General features: G+C 47.6%; 15 protein-coding genes and 1 other RNA gene. 9 read left to right on the top strand and 7 right to left on the bottom strand.

Going from position 1 to position 16,239, the window contains the following annotated elements; all coding sequences use genetic code 11:
* Complete coding sequence (locus tag BC792_RS10115; RefSeq protein ID WP_148908888.1) at window positions 1–966, bottom strand: PstS family phosphate ABC transporter substrate-binding protein; 966 nt, start codon at window positions 964–966, stop codon at window positions 1–3.
* A 170-nt stretch (window positions 967–1,136) separates the two neighbouring features.
* Between BC792_RS10115 and BC792_RS10110 the strand changes: the two genes are divergently transcribed.
* The 8 genes from BC792_RS10110 to BC792_RS10075 all read left to right on the top strand — a co-directional run bounded on the left by BC792_RS10110 (window position 1,137) and on the right by BC792_RS10075 (window position 9,415).
* Entirely contained in the window at window positions 1,137–3,239 is a 2,103-nt protein-coding gene (locus BC792_RS10110; protein ID WP_148908887.1) for a HEPN domain-containing protein, read from the top strand.
* A gap of 20 nt (window positions 3,240–3,259) precedes the next feature.
* Window positions 3,260–4,024 (top strand): uroporphyrinogen-III C-methyltransferase, encoded by a 765-nt coding sequence (cobA, locus tag BC792_RS10105; RefSeq protein WP_148908886.1) that lies wholly within the window; start codon window positions 3,260–3,262, stop codon window positions 4,022–4,024.
* Window position 4,025: 1 nt separating this feature from the next.
* Window positions 4,026–4,619 carry a precorrin-2 dehydrogenase/sirohydrochlorin ferrochelatase family protein gene (locus tag BC792_RS10100; protein ID WP_148908885.1) on the top strand — a complete coding sequence of 198 codons (594 nt, stop codon included), beginning with the start codon at window positions 4,026–4,028 and terminating at the stop codon, window positions 4,617–4,619.
* Entirely contained in the window at window positions 4,603–5,301 is a 699-nt protein-coding gene (locus BC792_RS10095) for a phosphoadenylyl-sulfate reductase (protein ID WP_148908884.1), read from the top strand. Before BC792_RS10100 ends, BC792_RS10095 begins: the two co-directional genes overlap by 17 nt.
* Window positions 5,302–5,308: 7 nt before the next feature.
* Window positions 5,309–6,199, top strand: a complete 891-nt coding sequence (gene cysD / locus BC792_RS10090; RefSeq protein WP_148908883.1) for a sulfate adenylyltransferase subunit CysD — start codon at window positions 5,309–5,311, stop codon at window positions 6,197–6,199.
* A 36-nt stretch (window positions 6,200–6,235) separates the two neighbouring features.
* Window positions 6,236–7,480 carry a sulfate adenylyltransferase subunit 1 gene (locus tag BC792_RS10085; RefSeq protein ID WP_148908882.1) on the top strand — a complete coding sequence of 415 codons (1,245 nt, stop codon included), beginning with the start codon at window positions 6,236–6,238 and terminating at the stop codon, window positions 7,478–7,480.
* Between the two features lie 282 nt (window positions 7,481–7,762).
* Entirely contained in the window at window positions 7,763–9,097 is a 1,335-nt protein-coding gene (gene gdhA, locus BC792_RS10080; RefSeq protein ID WP_148908881.1) for an NADP-specific glutamate dehydrogenase, read from the top strand.
* Between the two features lie 126 nt (window positions 9,098–9,223).
* The gene (locus tag BC792_RS10075; protein ID WP_317131712.1) at window positions 9,224–9,415 is read left to right on the top strand and encodes a hypothetical protein; all 192 of its coding nucleotides are present in this window, start codon (window positions 9,224–9,226) and stop codon (window positions 9,413–9,415) included.
* 187 nt (window positions 9,416–9,602) lie between these two features.
* On the opposite strand, the gene BC792_RS10070 is transcribed toward BC792_RS10075, so the two are convergent.
* Together BC792_RS10070 and BC792_RS10065 are read right to left on the bottom strand one after the other, a co-directional pair.
* A complete protein-coding gene (locus BC792_RS10070) occupies window positions 9,603–10,286 on the bottom strand; it encodes an SIR2 family NAD-dependent protein deacylase (protein ID WP_148908879.1) in 684 nt (227 codons plus the stop codon).
* A gap of 117 nt (window positions 10,287–10,403) precedes the next feature.
* Window positions 10,404–10,694 (bottom strand): YgaP family membrane protein, encoded by a 291-nt coding sequence (locus tag BC792_RS10065; RefSeq protein WP_246154972.1) that lies wholly within the window; start codon window positions 10,692–10,694, stop codon window positions 10,404–10,406.
* Between the two features lie 91 nt (window positions 10,695–10,785).
* On the opposite strand from BC792_RS10065, the gene BC792_RS10060 reads away from it, so the two are divergent.
* A complete protein-coding gene (locus BC792_RS10060; RefSeq protein ID WP_148908877.1) occupies window positions 10,786–11,628 on the top strand; it encodes an ATP cone domain-containing protein in 843 nt (280 codons plus the stop codon).
* 455 nt (window positions 11,629–12,083) lie between these two features.
* Here BC792_RS10060 and BC792_RS10050 read toward each other — a convergent pair whose 3' ends face one another.
* From BC792_RS10050 to BC792_RS10035, 4 genes are all read right to left on the bottom strand, one after another.
* A complete protein-coding gene (locus tag BC792_RS10050) occupies window positions 12,084–13,466 on the bottom strand; it encodes a sigma-54-dependent transcriptional regulator (RefSeq protein WP_148908875.1) in 1,383 nt (460 codons plus the stop codon).
* Window positions 13,467–13,523: 57 nt separating this feature from the next.
* Window positions 13,524–13,900: RNase P RNA component class A (gene rnpB, locus BC792_RS10045), an RNA gene on the bottom strand.
* Window positions 13,901–13,971: 71 nt separating this feature from the next.
* Complete coding sequence (locus BC792_RS10040; RefSeq protein ID WP_148908874.1) at window positions 13,972–15,165, bottom strand: BaiN/RdsA family NAD(P)/FAD-dependent oxidoreductase; 1,194 nt, start codon at window positions 15,163–15,165, stop codon at window positions 13,972–13,974.
* Window positions 15,165–16,238: a Gfo/Idh/MocA family oxidoreductase gene (locus BC792_RS10035; RefSeq protein WP_148908873.1), complete on the bottom strand. Its 1,074-nt coding sequence runs from the start codon at window positions 16,236–16,238 to the stop codon at window positions 15,165–15,167. Before BC792_RS10035 ends, BC792_RS10040 begins: the two co-directional genes overlap by 1 nt.
* Window position 16,239 lies beyond the last annotated feature (1 nt).

Here is a 16,239-nt window from a genome sequence, read left to right as displayed (position 1 = left end):
CTACAACTTATTTAACTCTTGTGTTTTCAATTCTTCATTCAGAGGCACGTATCCATTTTCCAGCAAGTATCCCTGTTGCTCTTTGTCCAATACAAAACGGACAAACGCCTGGAGAAGTTTTGTCTGTTTATCTGAGCGGAGAATAAACGTTAGATCCCGTGCCGGGGGCGAGGGATAGCGGTCTGTTGCCACAGCGGAAACCAGCGAATCCAGGTTATCATAAAAATCCTCTTCGCTGTCCACCCGTCCGTTGTTGTTGACGTCTATCGGTAGCACGGCTATCCGGTCTGTGGTCCGCTTCGTTTTTAAATCGAAGACATAATTGATGTTGTTAAAGCCGATCGCCAACGGCTTTTCTTTGACTGCCTGGGCGAGTCCCGGGTCGCCGAATATACCAACACCTTTCAATCCCTCCTGGCGTTCGCCCAGGAATTTTGCCCAGGTCTCCGCAGCGCCGGCAGCGTCTGACCGGACATAAACTTCGATCGGTTGCCGGACGAGCTGTGGATCGATGTCACTCCACAACCTGTATCTCCCTTCAACAAAAATTCCGACAAGCTCCTTTTGAGTAAGCCCCCGGGTTCTAAGGATGTCAAAGTTCGGATGGTTACGGTTTATGGTGCCCACGACCGCGTCTTTAGCAACATGGATCGGGAAGGCCCCCCGTTGCAGTTCCTGCGGGTGTAGATCCCTCGATACCAGCCCGATATCGACCATATTTGAAAGCACGTCCGATATGCCCTTGCCAGCACCTCCGGCAGAGATGTTAAAACGTACGTTGGGATGTATCTTCTTAAAATCTTCGCTCCACAAAACGACAATCGGATATAAAGCGAAAGCGCCGGAAATAGAAATATTACCGGTATAACCACGGACTTCGTCGTAGCCTTCCTTTACCTTCGGCGCGCATGCCGTTCCTAACAGTAAAAGTAACAGGCTATTAGCTATAAGTTTACGTTTCCTCACAAGATCGTTCTGTAATTTTATCTATTAAAATATTTTACAAATATATACTAAATTGGTAGATATTGTATGGTTAGTAGATAAATATTTTATAACTTTGTTGTCGAGTTGTTGAAAAGAATATAGTAGATATTATAGATATTTGATAAAGTCTTAAAAGAGAAGAGAGCGTCATGCAGAGTTTTCGTACAGAATTGGAAAATCCAGTAGTGGAAAGAGAAATAATCGAACTGGAAAAGAAGATAAGGGCTTTTCAGGGCGGTGAGATACCTGAAGAGAAATTCAGATCATTGCGTTTAGCCAGAGGCGTATACGGCCAGCGTCAACCCGGCGTACAGATGGTTCGTATTAAACTTCCGTTTGGACGCGTGACCTTCAGGCAGCTTCTTAAAATAGCGGACATATCCGATGAATATGCGAGTAAAAATCTTCACCTGACGACCCGTCAGGATATACAGATTCACTATGTCAGCCTTGACAAGACGCCGGAGTTATGGGCGAAGCTAGCGGCAGACGACATGACCTTGCGGGAAGCGTGCGGAAATACCGTCCGGAATGTCACGGCGTCACCGGCTGCCGGCATTGATCCCGAAGAGCCGTTTGATGTCTCTCCATACGCTCAGAGCACTTTTCAATATCTGCTACGCAGTCCTTTTTGTGCCGAAATGGGGAGAAAGTTTAAGATATCCTATTCGTCCAGCGATAAAGATACGGCGTTCTCGTACATACACGACTTTGGTTTTATTCCAAAAATACGCGTGGTAAACGGACAGGAGGAGAGAGGTTTTAAAGTGATGTTGGGCGGCGGACTTGGTTCGCAGCCTATCTTGGCGCATGAAGTTTATGATTTCCTGCCTGAAAATGAAGTGCTCCCTTACATTGAAGCTACACTCCGGGTTTTCGACCGTTATGGCGAACGCAATAACCGTAATAAAGCGCGCTTTAAATATCTGGTTCAAAAACTGGGATTGGATGAGGTGCTCCGGCTCATCGATGAGGAGCGGACGGCAACGAGAATCAAGACGTTTACAGTGGATCGGCAAAATGTTCCCGAGCCTGTGCTTCCCACTGGAACGGTAGAGCCAGTAGAACCTGCTGACCCGTTTGCCTACGAACTGTGGAAGGCGACAAACGTCTTTGAACAGAAACAGCGGGGGTACTACGGCGTATACGTGAAAGTTTTAACGGGAGACATAGCCACGTCGAAAGCCCGGCAGCTCGTTGCAGGAATCCGCGACCATGTCGCAGATGATATACGGATTACGCAGGATCAGAATCTGTTGTTTAAGTATGTGCGGAGCGAGTCGCTTCCACATATCTTCAACCTGCTGACCGAACTTGGCTTTGCAAGTCCGGGGCACAACAGTACCGCCGACGTAACGACCTGTCCCGGAACCGACACCTGTAACCTTGGTATCTCGAATTCGACGGAGATGGCCCGTGTATTGGAAAAATATATTCATGAGTTCTATCAGGATTTTATTCACGAACGGGATCTGAAAATTAAGATTTCAGGTTGTATGAACTCCTGTGGCCAACATGGACTGGCACACATCGGCTTTCATGGAAGCTCGGTGAAAGCCGGTGGTAAGGTTGTTCCGGCCGCGCAGGTGATGCTCGCAGGCGGAACTGTGGGCAATGGGCGGGGACGCGTAGCCGAACGTGTTATTAAAGTTCCAACGAAGCGCGTGACACAGGTCGTCGATATCATCCTGACAGACTATAAACAAAATAGTGCCGCCGACGAAAATTTCCACGCTTATTACGATCGGCAGACGAAAGATTACTTTTATCGTCTGTTGAAACCTTTAGCTGATTTAACAACTTTGTCTGCAGACGAATATATTGACTGGGGGCACGAGGAGACCTTCGCTACAGCTATCGGTGTAGGTGAATGCGCCGGTGTTGTCATCGACCTTGTCGCTACGTTGCTGTTTGAAGCCGAAGAAAAAATAGATCTTGCCAACGAAGCTTTTCAGGAAAAGCAGTATGCAGATGCTATTTATCATGCATACAGCTCGTTCGTGGGCACCGCGAAAGCGCTCCTGCTGGACAAAGGCATAAACGCAAGCTCGCAGGCGGCAGTGATCAGCGAATTTGATACACATTACGTGCAGACCGGTATTTTCGATTTTCCGACAACGTTTGCGGAACGCGTTTTACAGATAAACAAATACGAGCCTTCTGAAGAGTTTGCAGAGGTATATTTAAAACAATCAGCTGCCTTCCATTATGAGGGTGCTAATCGAAGAGCGGATTTACGGGTGGTAAATTAGCCGAAAAGTGAGAAGAGAATATGCAGATCAAACCGTTTATTACATTAGTCGGCGCCGGACCTGGAGATCCGGAATTGATTACAATGAAAGGAATCAGGGCTGTACGGGAGGCTGACGTTATCCTGTACGATGCTTTGGTAAACGAAGAAATTTTAACGTACGCCAAGCCCGCTTGCACGAAAATATATGTCGGCAAACGGGCAGAGCGGATTTCCACATCGCAGGACTACATCAATAAGTTATTGGTAGACTACGCGCTGACGCACGGACATGTAGTCCGGCTGAAAGGAGGCGATCCATTTGTATTCGGAAGAGGGGGCGAAGAGCTGGATTATGTAAGGCAGTTTGGTATCCCCACCGCTGTCGTTCCGGGGATCTCATCGTCAATAGGCCTCACAGGACTGCAGCAGCTTCCGCTGACGTACCGCGGTATCAGCGAAAGCTTCTGGGTAATTACGGGGGCGACGGCCGATGGACGGCTGTCCGACGATCTGAAGCAGGCCGTACAGACCAATGCCACCGTGGTCGTATTGATGGGATATGCTAAACTGGCGCAGATTGTCGATCTGTACAAAAGCTACGGTAAAGGTGAACTACCTATTGCCCTTATCCAGAACGGATCCCTACCGACAGAACGGATAGCACTAGCCCGCGTCGACACTATTTTGGATGAAGCGGAAAAGAACCTGATCGGTGTGCCTGCCGTCATCGTACTAGGCGAGGTGGTTGCGAAGCATCAGGACTTTGAAAAAGTAAAGAAAAGCATACAGGCTATAATGGTTTAAAATGAATGAGCTGTTTCCCATATATGTAAAGCTGGCACAGATACAGACGCTATTGGTCGGTGCTGGTCCTGTAGGTCTGGAGAAGCTGCAGGCTATGCTCACAAATTCGCCGAACGCCAACATTCATCTTGTTGCCGAACGTATTGACGAAGAGGTACGCGCATTCGTGCGCGGCAAAGACACTATCCGTACCTCGGAACGGGCATTTGCCGACACCGACATAGAGGGAATAGATCTTATTGTTTTGGCTACGAACAATCCCACATTAAACGCGCACATCCGGAAACTGGCGACGAAAAATAACGTGTTATTGAATGTGGCGGATAAGCCCGACCTATGCGATTTTTATCTAGGTTCCGTTGTGCGCAAAGGTAATCTCAAGATAGGGATCTCAACCAATGGAAAGTCCCCGACAATCGCCAAGCGGCTCAAGGAGTTTCTCCATGAGCTGCTGCCCGATGAAATCGATGAGACGTTGGATCTGATGAGCCAGCTTCGTGATGAAATGAAAGGCGATATGAAGGAAAAGATACAGGCACTTAATAAGCATACAAAAACGATTTTAGAGACGAAACGGTATGATAGCCCAAATTAAACAAGATATACAGCACTTAGACGCCATCGATATTATCCGTTATGTGCAGTTAAAATTTGGTAGGGACGCAGTGTTTTCGACCTCTTTTGGTATTGAAGACCAGGTTATTACGCATTTTATAGCCGAAAGCGGGAGCGAAGCATCCATTTTTACGCTCGAGACGGGCAGGCTGTTCCCCGAAACATATTATGTATGGAATAGGACACTGGAAAAATATAAGCTCGTCATCAAAGCGTATTATCCCGATACCCACGCGGTAGAAGAGATGGTATCCCGAAAAGGTCCATCAAGTTTCTATAACTCAGTCGATGACCGGAAGGAATGTTGTTATATCCGGAAAATTGAGCCGCTGAAACGGGCGATTAAAGGATTCAAGGTATGGATTACCGGTATACGGGCAGAACAATCGCCTAATCGGGAGGGGATGGATATGGTGGAATGGGACGAGGCCAACGGCATCATAAAAGTACATCCCTTGTACCATTGGACGTTGGCAGATGTTGAAGACTTTCTAAAGAGCCGGGGAGTACCGTATAATCCATTACACGACAAAGGCTTTCCGAGTATCGGCTGCCAGCCGTGCACGCGCGCCATCCATCCGGGCGAGGACTTTAGAGCGGGGCGCTGGTGGTGGGAAGATAAAAGCAAAAAAGAGTGTGGTTTACATGTTACAACGAAATAAATAGAGAATGGATTATTTAGATCATTTAGAAGCTGAGGCAATATACATTCTAAGAGAGGTAGCCGGCCAATTTGAAAACCCAGCCTTGTTGTTTTCAGGAGGGAAAGATTCCATAACGTTGGTCCACCTCGCAAAAAAAGCATTTCGACCTGGTAAGTTCCCCTTTCCGCTGGTGCATATTGATACAGGGCATAACTTTCCAGAGACAATTGAATTTAGGGACTGGTTAGTCGAGCAAATCGGAGAACGGCTGATCGTCGGTCTGGTACAGGAAAGCATTGACCAGGGAAAAGCGGTTGAACAGAAGGGAAAGAATGCGAGCCGTAATGCGTTACAAACCGTGACGCTGTTGGATACGATAGAAAAGTACGGGTTTGATGCGTGTATAGGAGGAGCGAGGCGGGACGAAGAAAAGGCCCGTGCGAAGGAACGGATTTTCTCCGTGCGCGATGAATTCGGACAATGGGATCCTAAACGTCAGCGTCCCGAGCTCTGGAACATATTTAACGGAAAAATACATAAAGGTGAAAATGTACGTGTTTTTCCCATATCCAATTGGACGGAACTCGATGTATGGAATTATATAAAGCGTGAACGGATAGCGCTACCATCCATATATTTCAGTCACCACAGGGAGGTTGTTTTGAGAAATGGCCAATGGATGGCCACGGCGCCTTTTCTAAATATTGACGGCGAGGATATTGTTGAATATAAGTCTGTAAGATTCAGAACAGTAGGTGATATGACGTGTACAGCTGCTGTAGATTCTGAGGCTACGGAACTTGACGATATCATCGCTGAAATCAAAGCTTCCACGGTAAGTGAACGTGGGGCCAGGATGGACGACAAGGTGTCGGAGGCAGCGATGGAAGAGCGGAAAAAACAAGGGTATTTTTAAAATAGGAGTAGGCAGTTACCACAAATATGCGATAGCATGAATATATTGAAATTTATAACAGCAGGATCCGTAGACGACGGTAAAAGCACCTTAATAGGTCGTCTATTATACGATACCGACTCAATTCTGGATGATCAGTTAGAGGCGATAAAGAAAGCAAACAGAAAAAATAATGATGGGACGGTTGATCTGGCCATTTTAACGGATGGACTTAAAGCCGAGCGGGAGCAGGGGATAACGATCGACGTGGCGTATAAATATTTTCAGACGGAAAATCGGAAATTCATCATTGCAGACGCGCCGGGACATATTCAGTATACCAGGAATATGGTAACGGGCGCTTCCAACTCCGAGCTTATTATCATCTTAATCGATGCACGGAAGGGGGTAATAGAACAGACCAAACGGCACTCTTTTCTAGCAAAGCTGCTCTCCCTGAAAAAAGTGTTGGTCTGCGTCAATAAAATGGACATGGTTGACTATGAGCAGGCTGTATTCGAGAATATTAAGACGGATTATCAGGCACTGGCAGAAAAACTGGGACTGGAGGATGTCGATTTTATACCGGTGTCAGCATTAAAAGGAGACAATATCGTACACAAATCTATCCATATGAGCTGGTATGAGGGATACTCGCTGCTCGACTACCTTGAAACCGTTGAGATTGAAGAAAACGGCCAGCAGCCGTGGAGATTTCCGGTACAATGGGTCGTAAGGCCACAAACCGATGATCTGCACGACTACCGCGGCTATGCAGGCCGTGTGATCGGAGAGGGGTTAAAGGTTGGGGCTCCCGTGGTGGTATTGCCCAGCGGTGTGCGTAGCGCGATTAAGGCAGTAGAATTCGCTGAGACAGCACTTGAGGAAGCACATAGCGGCCAGTCCGTTATTGTACATTTAGCTGACGATATCGATATCTCGCGCGGCGATATACTGGTTTCCGCCGAGAATCCAGCATTGTCTGCGCGCAACTTCGAAGCAAATATCTGCTGGTTCGATAATAAATCGTTAGACACGTCGCAGATCTATCTGCTGCAGAATCACAGTGCCATCACTAAAGTTAAAATCACGGAGGTACTTTATAAATTCGATGTCAACACCCAACAAAAGATAGCCACTGATGAGCTGCAGCTAAACGATATAGGAAAAGTAGAAATTAAAGCGGCTACAGAAGTTGTATTTGATCTGCAACAGGATTTTGCGGAGAATTCCAGAGCGATTCTGATTGATCCCCGCACCAATCTGACCGTCGGCGCGTTAATGATTGAAAATGTAGCTTAAAAAACCGATCGGTTGGTACAAAATAAAAAGACGTTTCCTTTTCAGGAACCGTCTTTTTATTTTGTAATAGGGCATATCAAAAATACCTTATTTAACATAATATAAATTATAAGATACTTTGAACGACAGATTTGCTAGCGCGATTCCGCGGTTTCAGGCCCAACGTGCCGTCATACGTCAGTGTAACAAAAACTGATAATGAAGTGTTGCGATGCTAGAATATCCAGTAGAAATTAATACATTCGCAATATAAGTCTATGTCTAAACCAAAATTTTTATCAAATGTCGCTGAACTTTAAAGATTTTATCAAGTATGTGGAAAAACGAAATCCTAACGAGCCGGAGTTTCTGCAAGCGGTAACCGAGGTTGCTGAAGACCTGATTCCTTATATAAACGAAAAGCATCCGGATTGGAACGCGCTGCGGGTTTTAGAACGCATCGCGGAGCCGGAACGGGTTGTTTCTTTCCGGGTGACGTGGCTGGACGACAACAACGAGGTGCAGATAAACCGCGGCTACCGCGTACAGATGAATAGCGCCATTGGGCCGTACAAAGGCGGATTGCGTTTCTCTCCCACGGTCAATCTGAGTATTCTGAAGTTTCTTGCGTTCGAACAGGTCTTTAAGAACAGTTTGACCGGGATTCCGTTGGGTGGCGGAAAAGGCGGTTCTGATTTTGATCCGAAGGGTAAATCGGATATGGAGATTATGCGTTTCTGTCAAAGCTTTATGACGGAATTATACCGGCATATCGGCGCGGAAACCGATGTTCCTGCCGGCGATATCGGTGTCGGTGAGCGTGAAGTCGGGTTTCTCTTTGGCCAATATAAACGCATACAGAACAACTTTACGGGAGTACTCACCGGTAAAGGAAAATACTGGGGAGGTTCCTACATCCGGCCGGAGGCGACGGGTTACGGACTGCTATATTTTGTGCAGTGTATTCTCGAAAACGCGGACATGAACATTGCCGGGAAGGCTGTTGCCATTTCGGGGGCTGGGAATGTCGCGTACTACGCAGCGGAAAAAACAATGCGCCTGGGTGGCAAGGTAATAACGCTCTCCAATAGCTCGGGTACATTGCATGATCCGGAGGGTTTTTCGCCAGAAAAGTTGTCGTTCGTGAAGAGTTTAGGCCGGGATCTGGCAAAATATACAGAGAAGTACCACGCTGCTGCTTTTTATACGGATCGAAAGCCATGGCATTTCGAATGTGATATAGCACTCCCCTGCGCGACGCAGAACGAACTCGATGAAAGCGATGCGCAACGGCTTGTTGAAAACGGCTGCATCTGCGTCGCTGAAGGTGCTAACATGCCATCAACGGCCGAAGCAATTAAGGTGTTCCATAACTCCAAAATTTATTTTGCTCCCGGTAAGGCAGCCAATGCTGGAGGTGTGGCGGTATCTGGCCTCGAGATGTCGCAAAACTGGATTGGTCAACAATGGAACACCGACAAGGTGGACAGCCGTCTAAAAGCAATTATGGAAAACATCCATAAGACCTGTCTCAAATACGGAAAAGAAGCCGATGGTTATATCAACTACCTAAAAGGCGCAAACATAGGCGGCTTTATAAAGGTTGCATCCGCTATGGTATCTCAAGGGTTGGTTTAACCAATATTTTACTGTAAATTCGAAGGCTTTGCAACATGCAAGGCCTTTTTATTTACTATAGCTAGTTGTTATATGCGTATTGTAGCTGAACTACCCCACCCCGAATGTAAGATTTCGATCTTTGCTATGAACCAAAAATTTATCATCAAGTTCGAACAGGGTATACTTGAACAGACTTTTAAGCTCGCCGAGACCGATGTGCTCGATGGCGTAAACGGCGTGTTCGAACTATTGGATGAGGCGTTTATTGATCAGGTGCTTGAAATCTTTAATAGTATGCGAAAATCATTCTTGGATGCTTACAATAGATATGAGTAGCAAGTTTATGTAGAGGTTGTATCTATTTGTTTATAAGTGTGTTATAGTTTTTTATTTTTAATTGCCAAATTTAATTTTGCGCGCTGCAACCTGCTTAGGTAGCCTCGGTTGCCCACTGAAGAATCCATTGTTAATGTAACTGTTTCAACCCGTTGATAGCCAATTAAATATGTTTTTCATCCGAATTTTATTTGGCCAATAGTTCATGTAGCTTGTGTATGCCCGTGGTTGCACTTTCTGCAATCTTGACGATACCTTCCGGGACCGAGAGTTGGTCTGCATGAGGGTCAATTACATATACCTTGCAATCGTCGTTCACTTCGTGAAGCAGACTGGCGGCAGGATAAACCTGTAATGACGTTCCTATTACAACAAAAATATCCGCTTCCTTTGTTATTGCGATTGCCTTTTCGAGGTTGGGAACGGCTTCGCCGAACCAGACCACATGGGGCCGTAGCTGCGACCCGAGCTCGCAGGTGTCGCCAATATTAATCTCGTCCGAGCGCATGCCATAGACGAAGCGTGGATTTAAAGAAGATTGGGCTTTCCTGATTTCGCCATGGAGGTGGAGGACATTTCTGCTGCCGGCGCGCTCGTGCAGGTCGTCGATATTCTGCGTGATAATACGGACGTCATAGCTCGTCTCGAGCTCTTTTAAGAAATAGTGGGCAGCGTTGGGCTGCGCGGCGATGCACTGCTTACGACGTATATTGTAAAACTCCAGCACCAGTCGCGGATTTGTCCTCCACGCCTGGGGAGTAGCCACTTCCTCTATCTTGTACCCTTCCCAGAGCCCTCCTGCTCCCCGAAATGTTCCCAGTCCGCTTTCGGCTGACATTCCCGCTCCCGTAAATACTACCAGTTTTTTCATTGCTCAATCGTTCTATAGCGTCAAAACTAGTAATTTTTCCGGCCAAAAAGAAAGCTGAACCGTCGGAAACAGCTCAGCTTCAATATTAATAACAAACCTAGATTTCTGCTTTAATCGTTATTCGACCACGTAGTGATGTTCTATTACCGTGACCTCCTCTTTTTGTCCTTCAACCGCCCCTTTCACAGGACACTTGCCTGTGATGCCGCGCACAACAAGCGCGCCCCCAAGAGTTAATCCGGAAAATGAAGCTACGGGGTGTTTTATGATGCGCTTGGCACTAAAGCCGACAATCAGCCCGCCGGCAATAACCGACAACAGACGTTCCGAGTTTGAGATCTCCCCGTGTTCACACGCTTCATCGATCTTTTCTTTTATCTTATTTGTTGCTAGTTCAAATATGCTCATGACCTTCGTTTTAATAAAAAACAACGCCTCGCACAAAATGTTTTGCATATTCACCGAAAAAAGGCTATTTTTTGTACGTAAACACTAACCTATGCGCGTAAAGAAATATTCTGGAGAGCTTGTGCCCTTTAACGGAAATAGCCTGCGCCACTCGTTGGCCAGGTCCGGGGCCACGGCCGAAGAGGTTGAGCTTGTATATGATAACATTCAAGACCGTCTTTACGATGGTATCTCTACACGGGAGCTTTATGAACTGGCATTCGCCTGCTTGCGACAGCATCGGGATTCCTACGCTGCACGATATTCGTTGAAGAAGGCACTCCGGGAACTGGGGCCGGAAGGGTTCTACTTCGAGCGGTGGATCGCTAAACTTTTTGCCGACGAAGGCTATGAGACGTCTACGGGCCAGACGGTACAGGGGCATGCCGTCACCCACGAAATTGATGTTGTGGCGGCAAAAGCCGGGGAGATGCTTGCGATTGAATGTAAATTCCGAAACGACGTTGACGCTAAGATTTCGGTAACGACACCGATGTACTTTATGTCCAGGGTAAAGGACGTTTGCGGACTGCCTTTTTCTTTTTTTAATGGGCAGCGTCACTTCACCGACGGGTGGCTGGTAACCAATGCGTACTTCACTTCGGACTCAAAACGTTTCGGCGAATTTTACAAGTTAAACCTGCTTGCATGGGACTATCCCGCTGAGACGTGTCTCAAGCTGCGGGTCGACGATACGGGGCTTTATCCCGTGACCTGTCTGACGACGCTGGATAAGACGGAGAAAGCGGTACTGTTGAAACATGAGTGTATTTTGGTGCGGGATCTGTTGGATATGCCGGCGTTTCTCGAACATCTGCAGCTGCCGCCGGCAAAAGCGGATCGCGTCCTTCGAGAGGCAAGAGAACTGATTTACAGCTTGCTTAAAAACGAATAGCGGTTTTTAGGGGCTGAAGCTGCAAGACCCGGTCCGTCGAGTGTTTAACGGCAGAAAACAACCTGTAAGTAGATATTTGTTAAATTTAACACTTTTTAACTAAAAAATAAGCCCCACAGGCACTTGTTGTCTTGAAAGTTGGCAGTGAAATTGTTATATTACTCAATTATAAATTAAGTACGTTAAGTTATGAGAAAAGCGGGGATTTTAATTCTACTAAGTTATTTATCGTTTGCCGCGCAGGCAACTCCAAGACATATTGCATCGGCTGGACAGGAAACTTCACCCACAGCTGCCATCATACTCGGAGCAATTTTATTGGTGGTCGTCATCATTGTCTTATATAGAAGACAAAAACGCAAATTTAACGACTAGGAAGGTTATAATGCCGATTGCCGCCTGAATGCGTATAGCTTCCAGGCGGCAATCTGTTTACCAACGCCTAGCGTCGGAAATTAGTCGGCCCTCTTTAAACCGAATTTTTCAATTTTATGATATAAGTGGCTTCTCTGTATGCCGATCTCGTCCGCAGTCTTGGATACATTCCAGCCGTTTTTATCCAGCTTGAAGTTAATGTATTCTTTTTCCGCATGATCTTTAAAATCCTGGAAAGATTCAAACCTGTCGAAATCAAAAGCCTGTCCTGAAGGATGTTCGCCGACTGTACGTGCGGCGGCATGGTTCGATGGATTGGCGTAGAGATTTACTTCTCTTTCCGTAATCTTCTTATCGCTCAAAATTACGAGCCGCTCGATCATGTTTCTGAGTTCGCGAATATTCCCCGTCCATGGCAACGCCTGTAGCGCCTGCATGGCATCAGCTGTAATTTCTTTTGTCGGTATATTGTAGTCGCCACATATCTCTTCACAGAAGCTCGCCGCAATGATCGGAATATCATCTGCTCTCTCATTAAGCGAGGGTACATGAATCAGGATAACGCTTAAACGGTGGTAAAGGTCCATGCGGAAATTGCCCGCATCGATTTCTTTCAGCAGATCCTTGTTCGTTGCTGCAATTACGCGAACATTTACGTCAATTTCTTTTTCGCCCCCAACCCGCGTTATCTTGTTTTCCTGCAGCGCCCGAAGCACTTTTGCCTGGGCCGACAAACTCATGTCACCGATCTCATCGAGGAATAATGTACCTCCGTTCGCCTGCTCAAATTTACCTATCCGCTGTTTGACGGCAGATGTAAATGAACCCTTCTCGTGTCCGAAAAGCTCGGATTCAATAAGCTCCGAGGGGATAGCGGCACAGTTTACCTCTACCAGTGCGGCGCTCGAACGGTTGGATTTCTCGTGTAGCCAGCGCGCCACCAGCTCTTTTCCCGAACCATTCTCTCCAGTAATAAGAACGCGGGCGTCCGTCGGTGCTACACGGTCAATCGTCTCTTTAATCAGATTGATGCCCGATGACTCGCCCAGGATCTCCTTTGTCTTGGAGACTTTCTTTTTTAGAACTTTGGTTTCCTTTACCAGCACCCCTTTTTCAAGGGCGTTACGCACGGTAATCAGCAGTCTGTTTAGATCCAGCGGTTTTTCCAGAAAATCGTAGGCTCCTCTACGCGCGGCCTCAACGGCAGTTTCAATATTACCATGACCTGATATCATGATAAAGGGGGTATCGCCGATGTCCTGAGCAGCTGTCAGCACTTCCATACCGTCCATCTTGTTCATCTTGATATCGCAGAGAACTAAATCAATCTTTTCTTTCTTCAGGATATCCAGCCCTTCGGGGCCGTTATCCACATCGATCACCTTGTAGTCTTCATACTCTAATATATCACGAAGGGAACTTCTTATAGGGCGTTCATCGTCGATAATCAGGATTGTTGTCATATATTTTTCTATTGGTAATAGTGAAACAAATTAGCAAATACCCGAACAAAATACAAAAAAGAAGCAAACCTTGTAAGCCGGGTTCTGTACCCTTTCGGGCTTCTATCATTTATCTAGGCTTGCATTCACACGCAAGCTCAATCAACCTACCCATTGCGGATGCTATCAGATAGCAGAGGACGAGCAGCCCCCAACGTCCGCAACCTATTTGGTCTTTCAACACACGAGGTTTACCGTAATACATGTCGCCATGTAAGACCGTGAGCTCTTACCTCACGTTTTCACCCTTACCTACGTGGTAGGCGGTATATTTTCTGTGGCACTTTCTGTCTCACACCGGAGTGAGAGCCTTCCCGTTAGGAAGCGTGTTGCTCTGCGTTGCCCGGACTTTCCTCTTTCCTGTAGCACAGGCCAGCGATAGAACCGGTTTGCTTCAGTTGCAAAGGTACTATTTTTCTATGAATCTAATGCGTGCTCTTTATGGAGCTAAGAAGATGGCTATGGGCTATAGGTCCTGTGCAATCATATAACCGGCGGCCCATGCCCACTGAAAGTTATAGCCTCCCAGCCAGCCGGTGATATCAACCGCCTCTCCTCCAAAGTAAAGCCCCGGATGCTTTTTTGCCGCCAATGTACGGGAATCCAGCTCCTCGGTAGAGATGCCGCCCCGCATGACTTCTGCCTTATCGTAGCCTTTGTCCCCTGCGGGTTTCACCTCAAAATGGTGGATTGTCTGCGCAACCAGCGCGGCGTCGGACTTACTTAGTGAAGCGACTTTTACGTCGGTCGGCAGAAATTTTTTAAGGCCGTCGACCAGCCTTCGGGGAAAATAGTCCTGCAACAGCTGTCCCACGGTCCGCTTACCTCCAAGGCCGCGTTCCTGTTTAATGATCTCCGTGAGGTTAAACCGGGGGAGCAGGTCTATGGTAAAGGTCTCTCCTGCCCGCCAGTAAGAAGATATCTGCAATATTGCGGGCCCGCTGAGCCCCCAGTGTGTGAAGAGGATGTTTTCCTCGAAGGAAATCTTCGTATTGTACACACGGGCAAACACCGAATTTCCAGCCAGCGTGGCGTACCACGCCGCGTCTTTCCCTGTGATGGTCAGCGGCACGAGAGCAGGTGCGGTAGGGACGATTGACAAGCCGAAATGTCGGGCAACGCGCAGGGCGAAGTCGGAAGCGCCGAGTTTGGCCACCGGCAGTCCCCCCGTAGCAATAACTACTTTTGGGCAGGATAAGCGCTGTTCTTTTCCTTCACGATCGGCTTTAACCACGTAGTGATCTCCTTCTTTATCGATCGATTTGACATCCGTATTCAGCCAGATGTCCTGTCCGGTCTCATATAGTAGACGCGTAAATACCGATACGATATCTTTTGCTTTATTGGACTTCGGAAAGAGCTGTCCCAGCGTCTTCTCCTCACCGACAATGTTTCCATATGCGCTGAAGAAATGCATGGTATCGGCGACGGTCCACAGCGACAGTGCCGAATGAAGAAATTTCGGATTTTCGGACACAAACTTAGCGACCGATGTGCCCAGATTGGTAAAATTACATCGCCCTCCGCCCGAAATCAGGATTTTAGCGCCCACTTTGTCATTGCGTTCAAGGAGCAACGTATGCTTTCCCAGCAAGCCGGCCTGCGTGGCGCACATTAATCCGCAAGCGCCTCCTCCTATAATAATGGCATCGTAAGACATCAGTAAGCGATTAACTCGTGCGTCAGGCGGATTGCACACTTTTTCTCCCACGATTCTTCTGCCGCTTCTAATACGCGGATGACATCGCGGGCCTGCTCAGCTGTGACAAGGAGATCGCCCCCGTTTAATGCCGCTACGACATTCGCATAAAAGTCGGGTCCGCTTCCCCGCTCGCTGACGACAGCCTCATGGATGTCCGTCCCGTCTTTGAGCAGCGAAAGCCGCCCAAAACTTGAAGGATCCTCTAACCCCCAGTCTGGATCCTCATGCGGAAATGCACCCTCCCGCAGTTTTGCCTCTTGCGGGTCGATACCGGGTTTTACGAAGGAACCGTTCCAACCGTATAGGGCATACCGTGCGGTGGGTTCCTTGGCTAACATCTGTCCTTTCAAAGATACCTTGAGCAGTGGATAACTTAGAATAAACTCAAAGTCGTCTACCGCCTTGGCTCCGTCACGCTGCTTCCGTAAGTCCGCGAATATCCATTCCGGCCGGCCGAATAGCTGCAGTGCCTGATCTACTAAATGGGCGCCTAGGTCGTAGTGTATCCCTGAGCCGGGCAGGTCTTCTTCGCGCCATGCTCCTATCCGCAGAAAGTTCCGGAATCTGTCGTAGCGTGCTTCGTAATTGACCAGAGGGCCTAACACTCCCTCGCCTATTATCCGTTTTACGGTTTTAAAATCAGAATGAAAACGCGCATTGTGATGTACGGTGAGTAGTAGTCCCTTCTTACGGGCTAGAGCAATTAACGCATCGGCTTCGGCCGTCGTATTGGTGAAGGGCTTTTCCACTACGACATGTTTCCCTGCTTCGAGCGCCTGCCTGGCGAGCGCGAAATGGACATCGTTTGAAGTGGCTATGACGACGAGATCTATGTCGGCATCGTTGATGATATGGTCTGCATGCGCTACAGCTATGGCCTCCGGATAGCGCTCGCGCAACAATTTCTGCTGTTCAGGCCTGCGAGCCGTTACCTTGTATAAGGAGAGTTGTCTGTTGCCGGCGATAAAGGGCGCGTGAAAGACGTGCCCCCCAATGGAGAATCCGATTAAACCTACTTTATAATTCCTCATT

Origin of the sequence: Sphingobacterium allocomposti (assembly GCF_008124885.1) — a bacterium.
Lineage (GTDB): Bacteria > Bacteroidota > Bacteroidia > Sphingobacteriales > Sphingobacteriaceae > Sphingobacterium > Sphingobacterium allocomposti.
The sequence above is the reverse complement of the archived record's forward strand: the minus strand, read 5'-3'. Positions and strand labels throughout refer to the sequence as shown.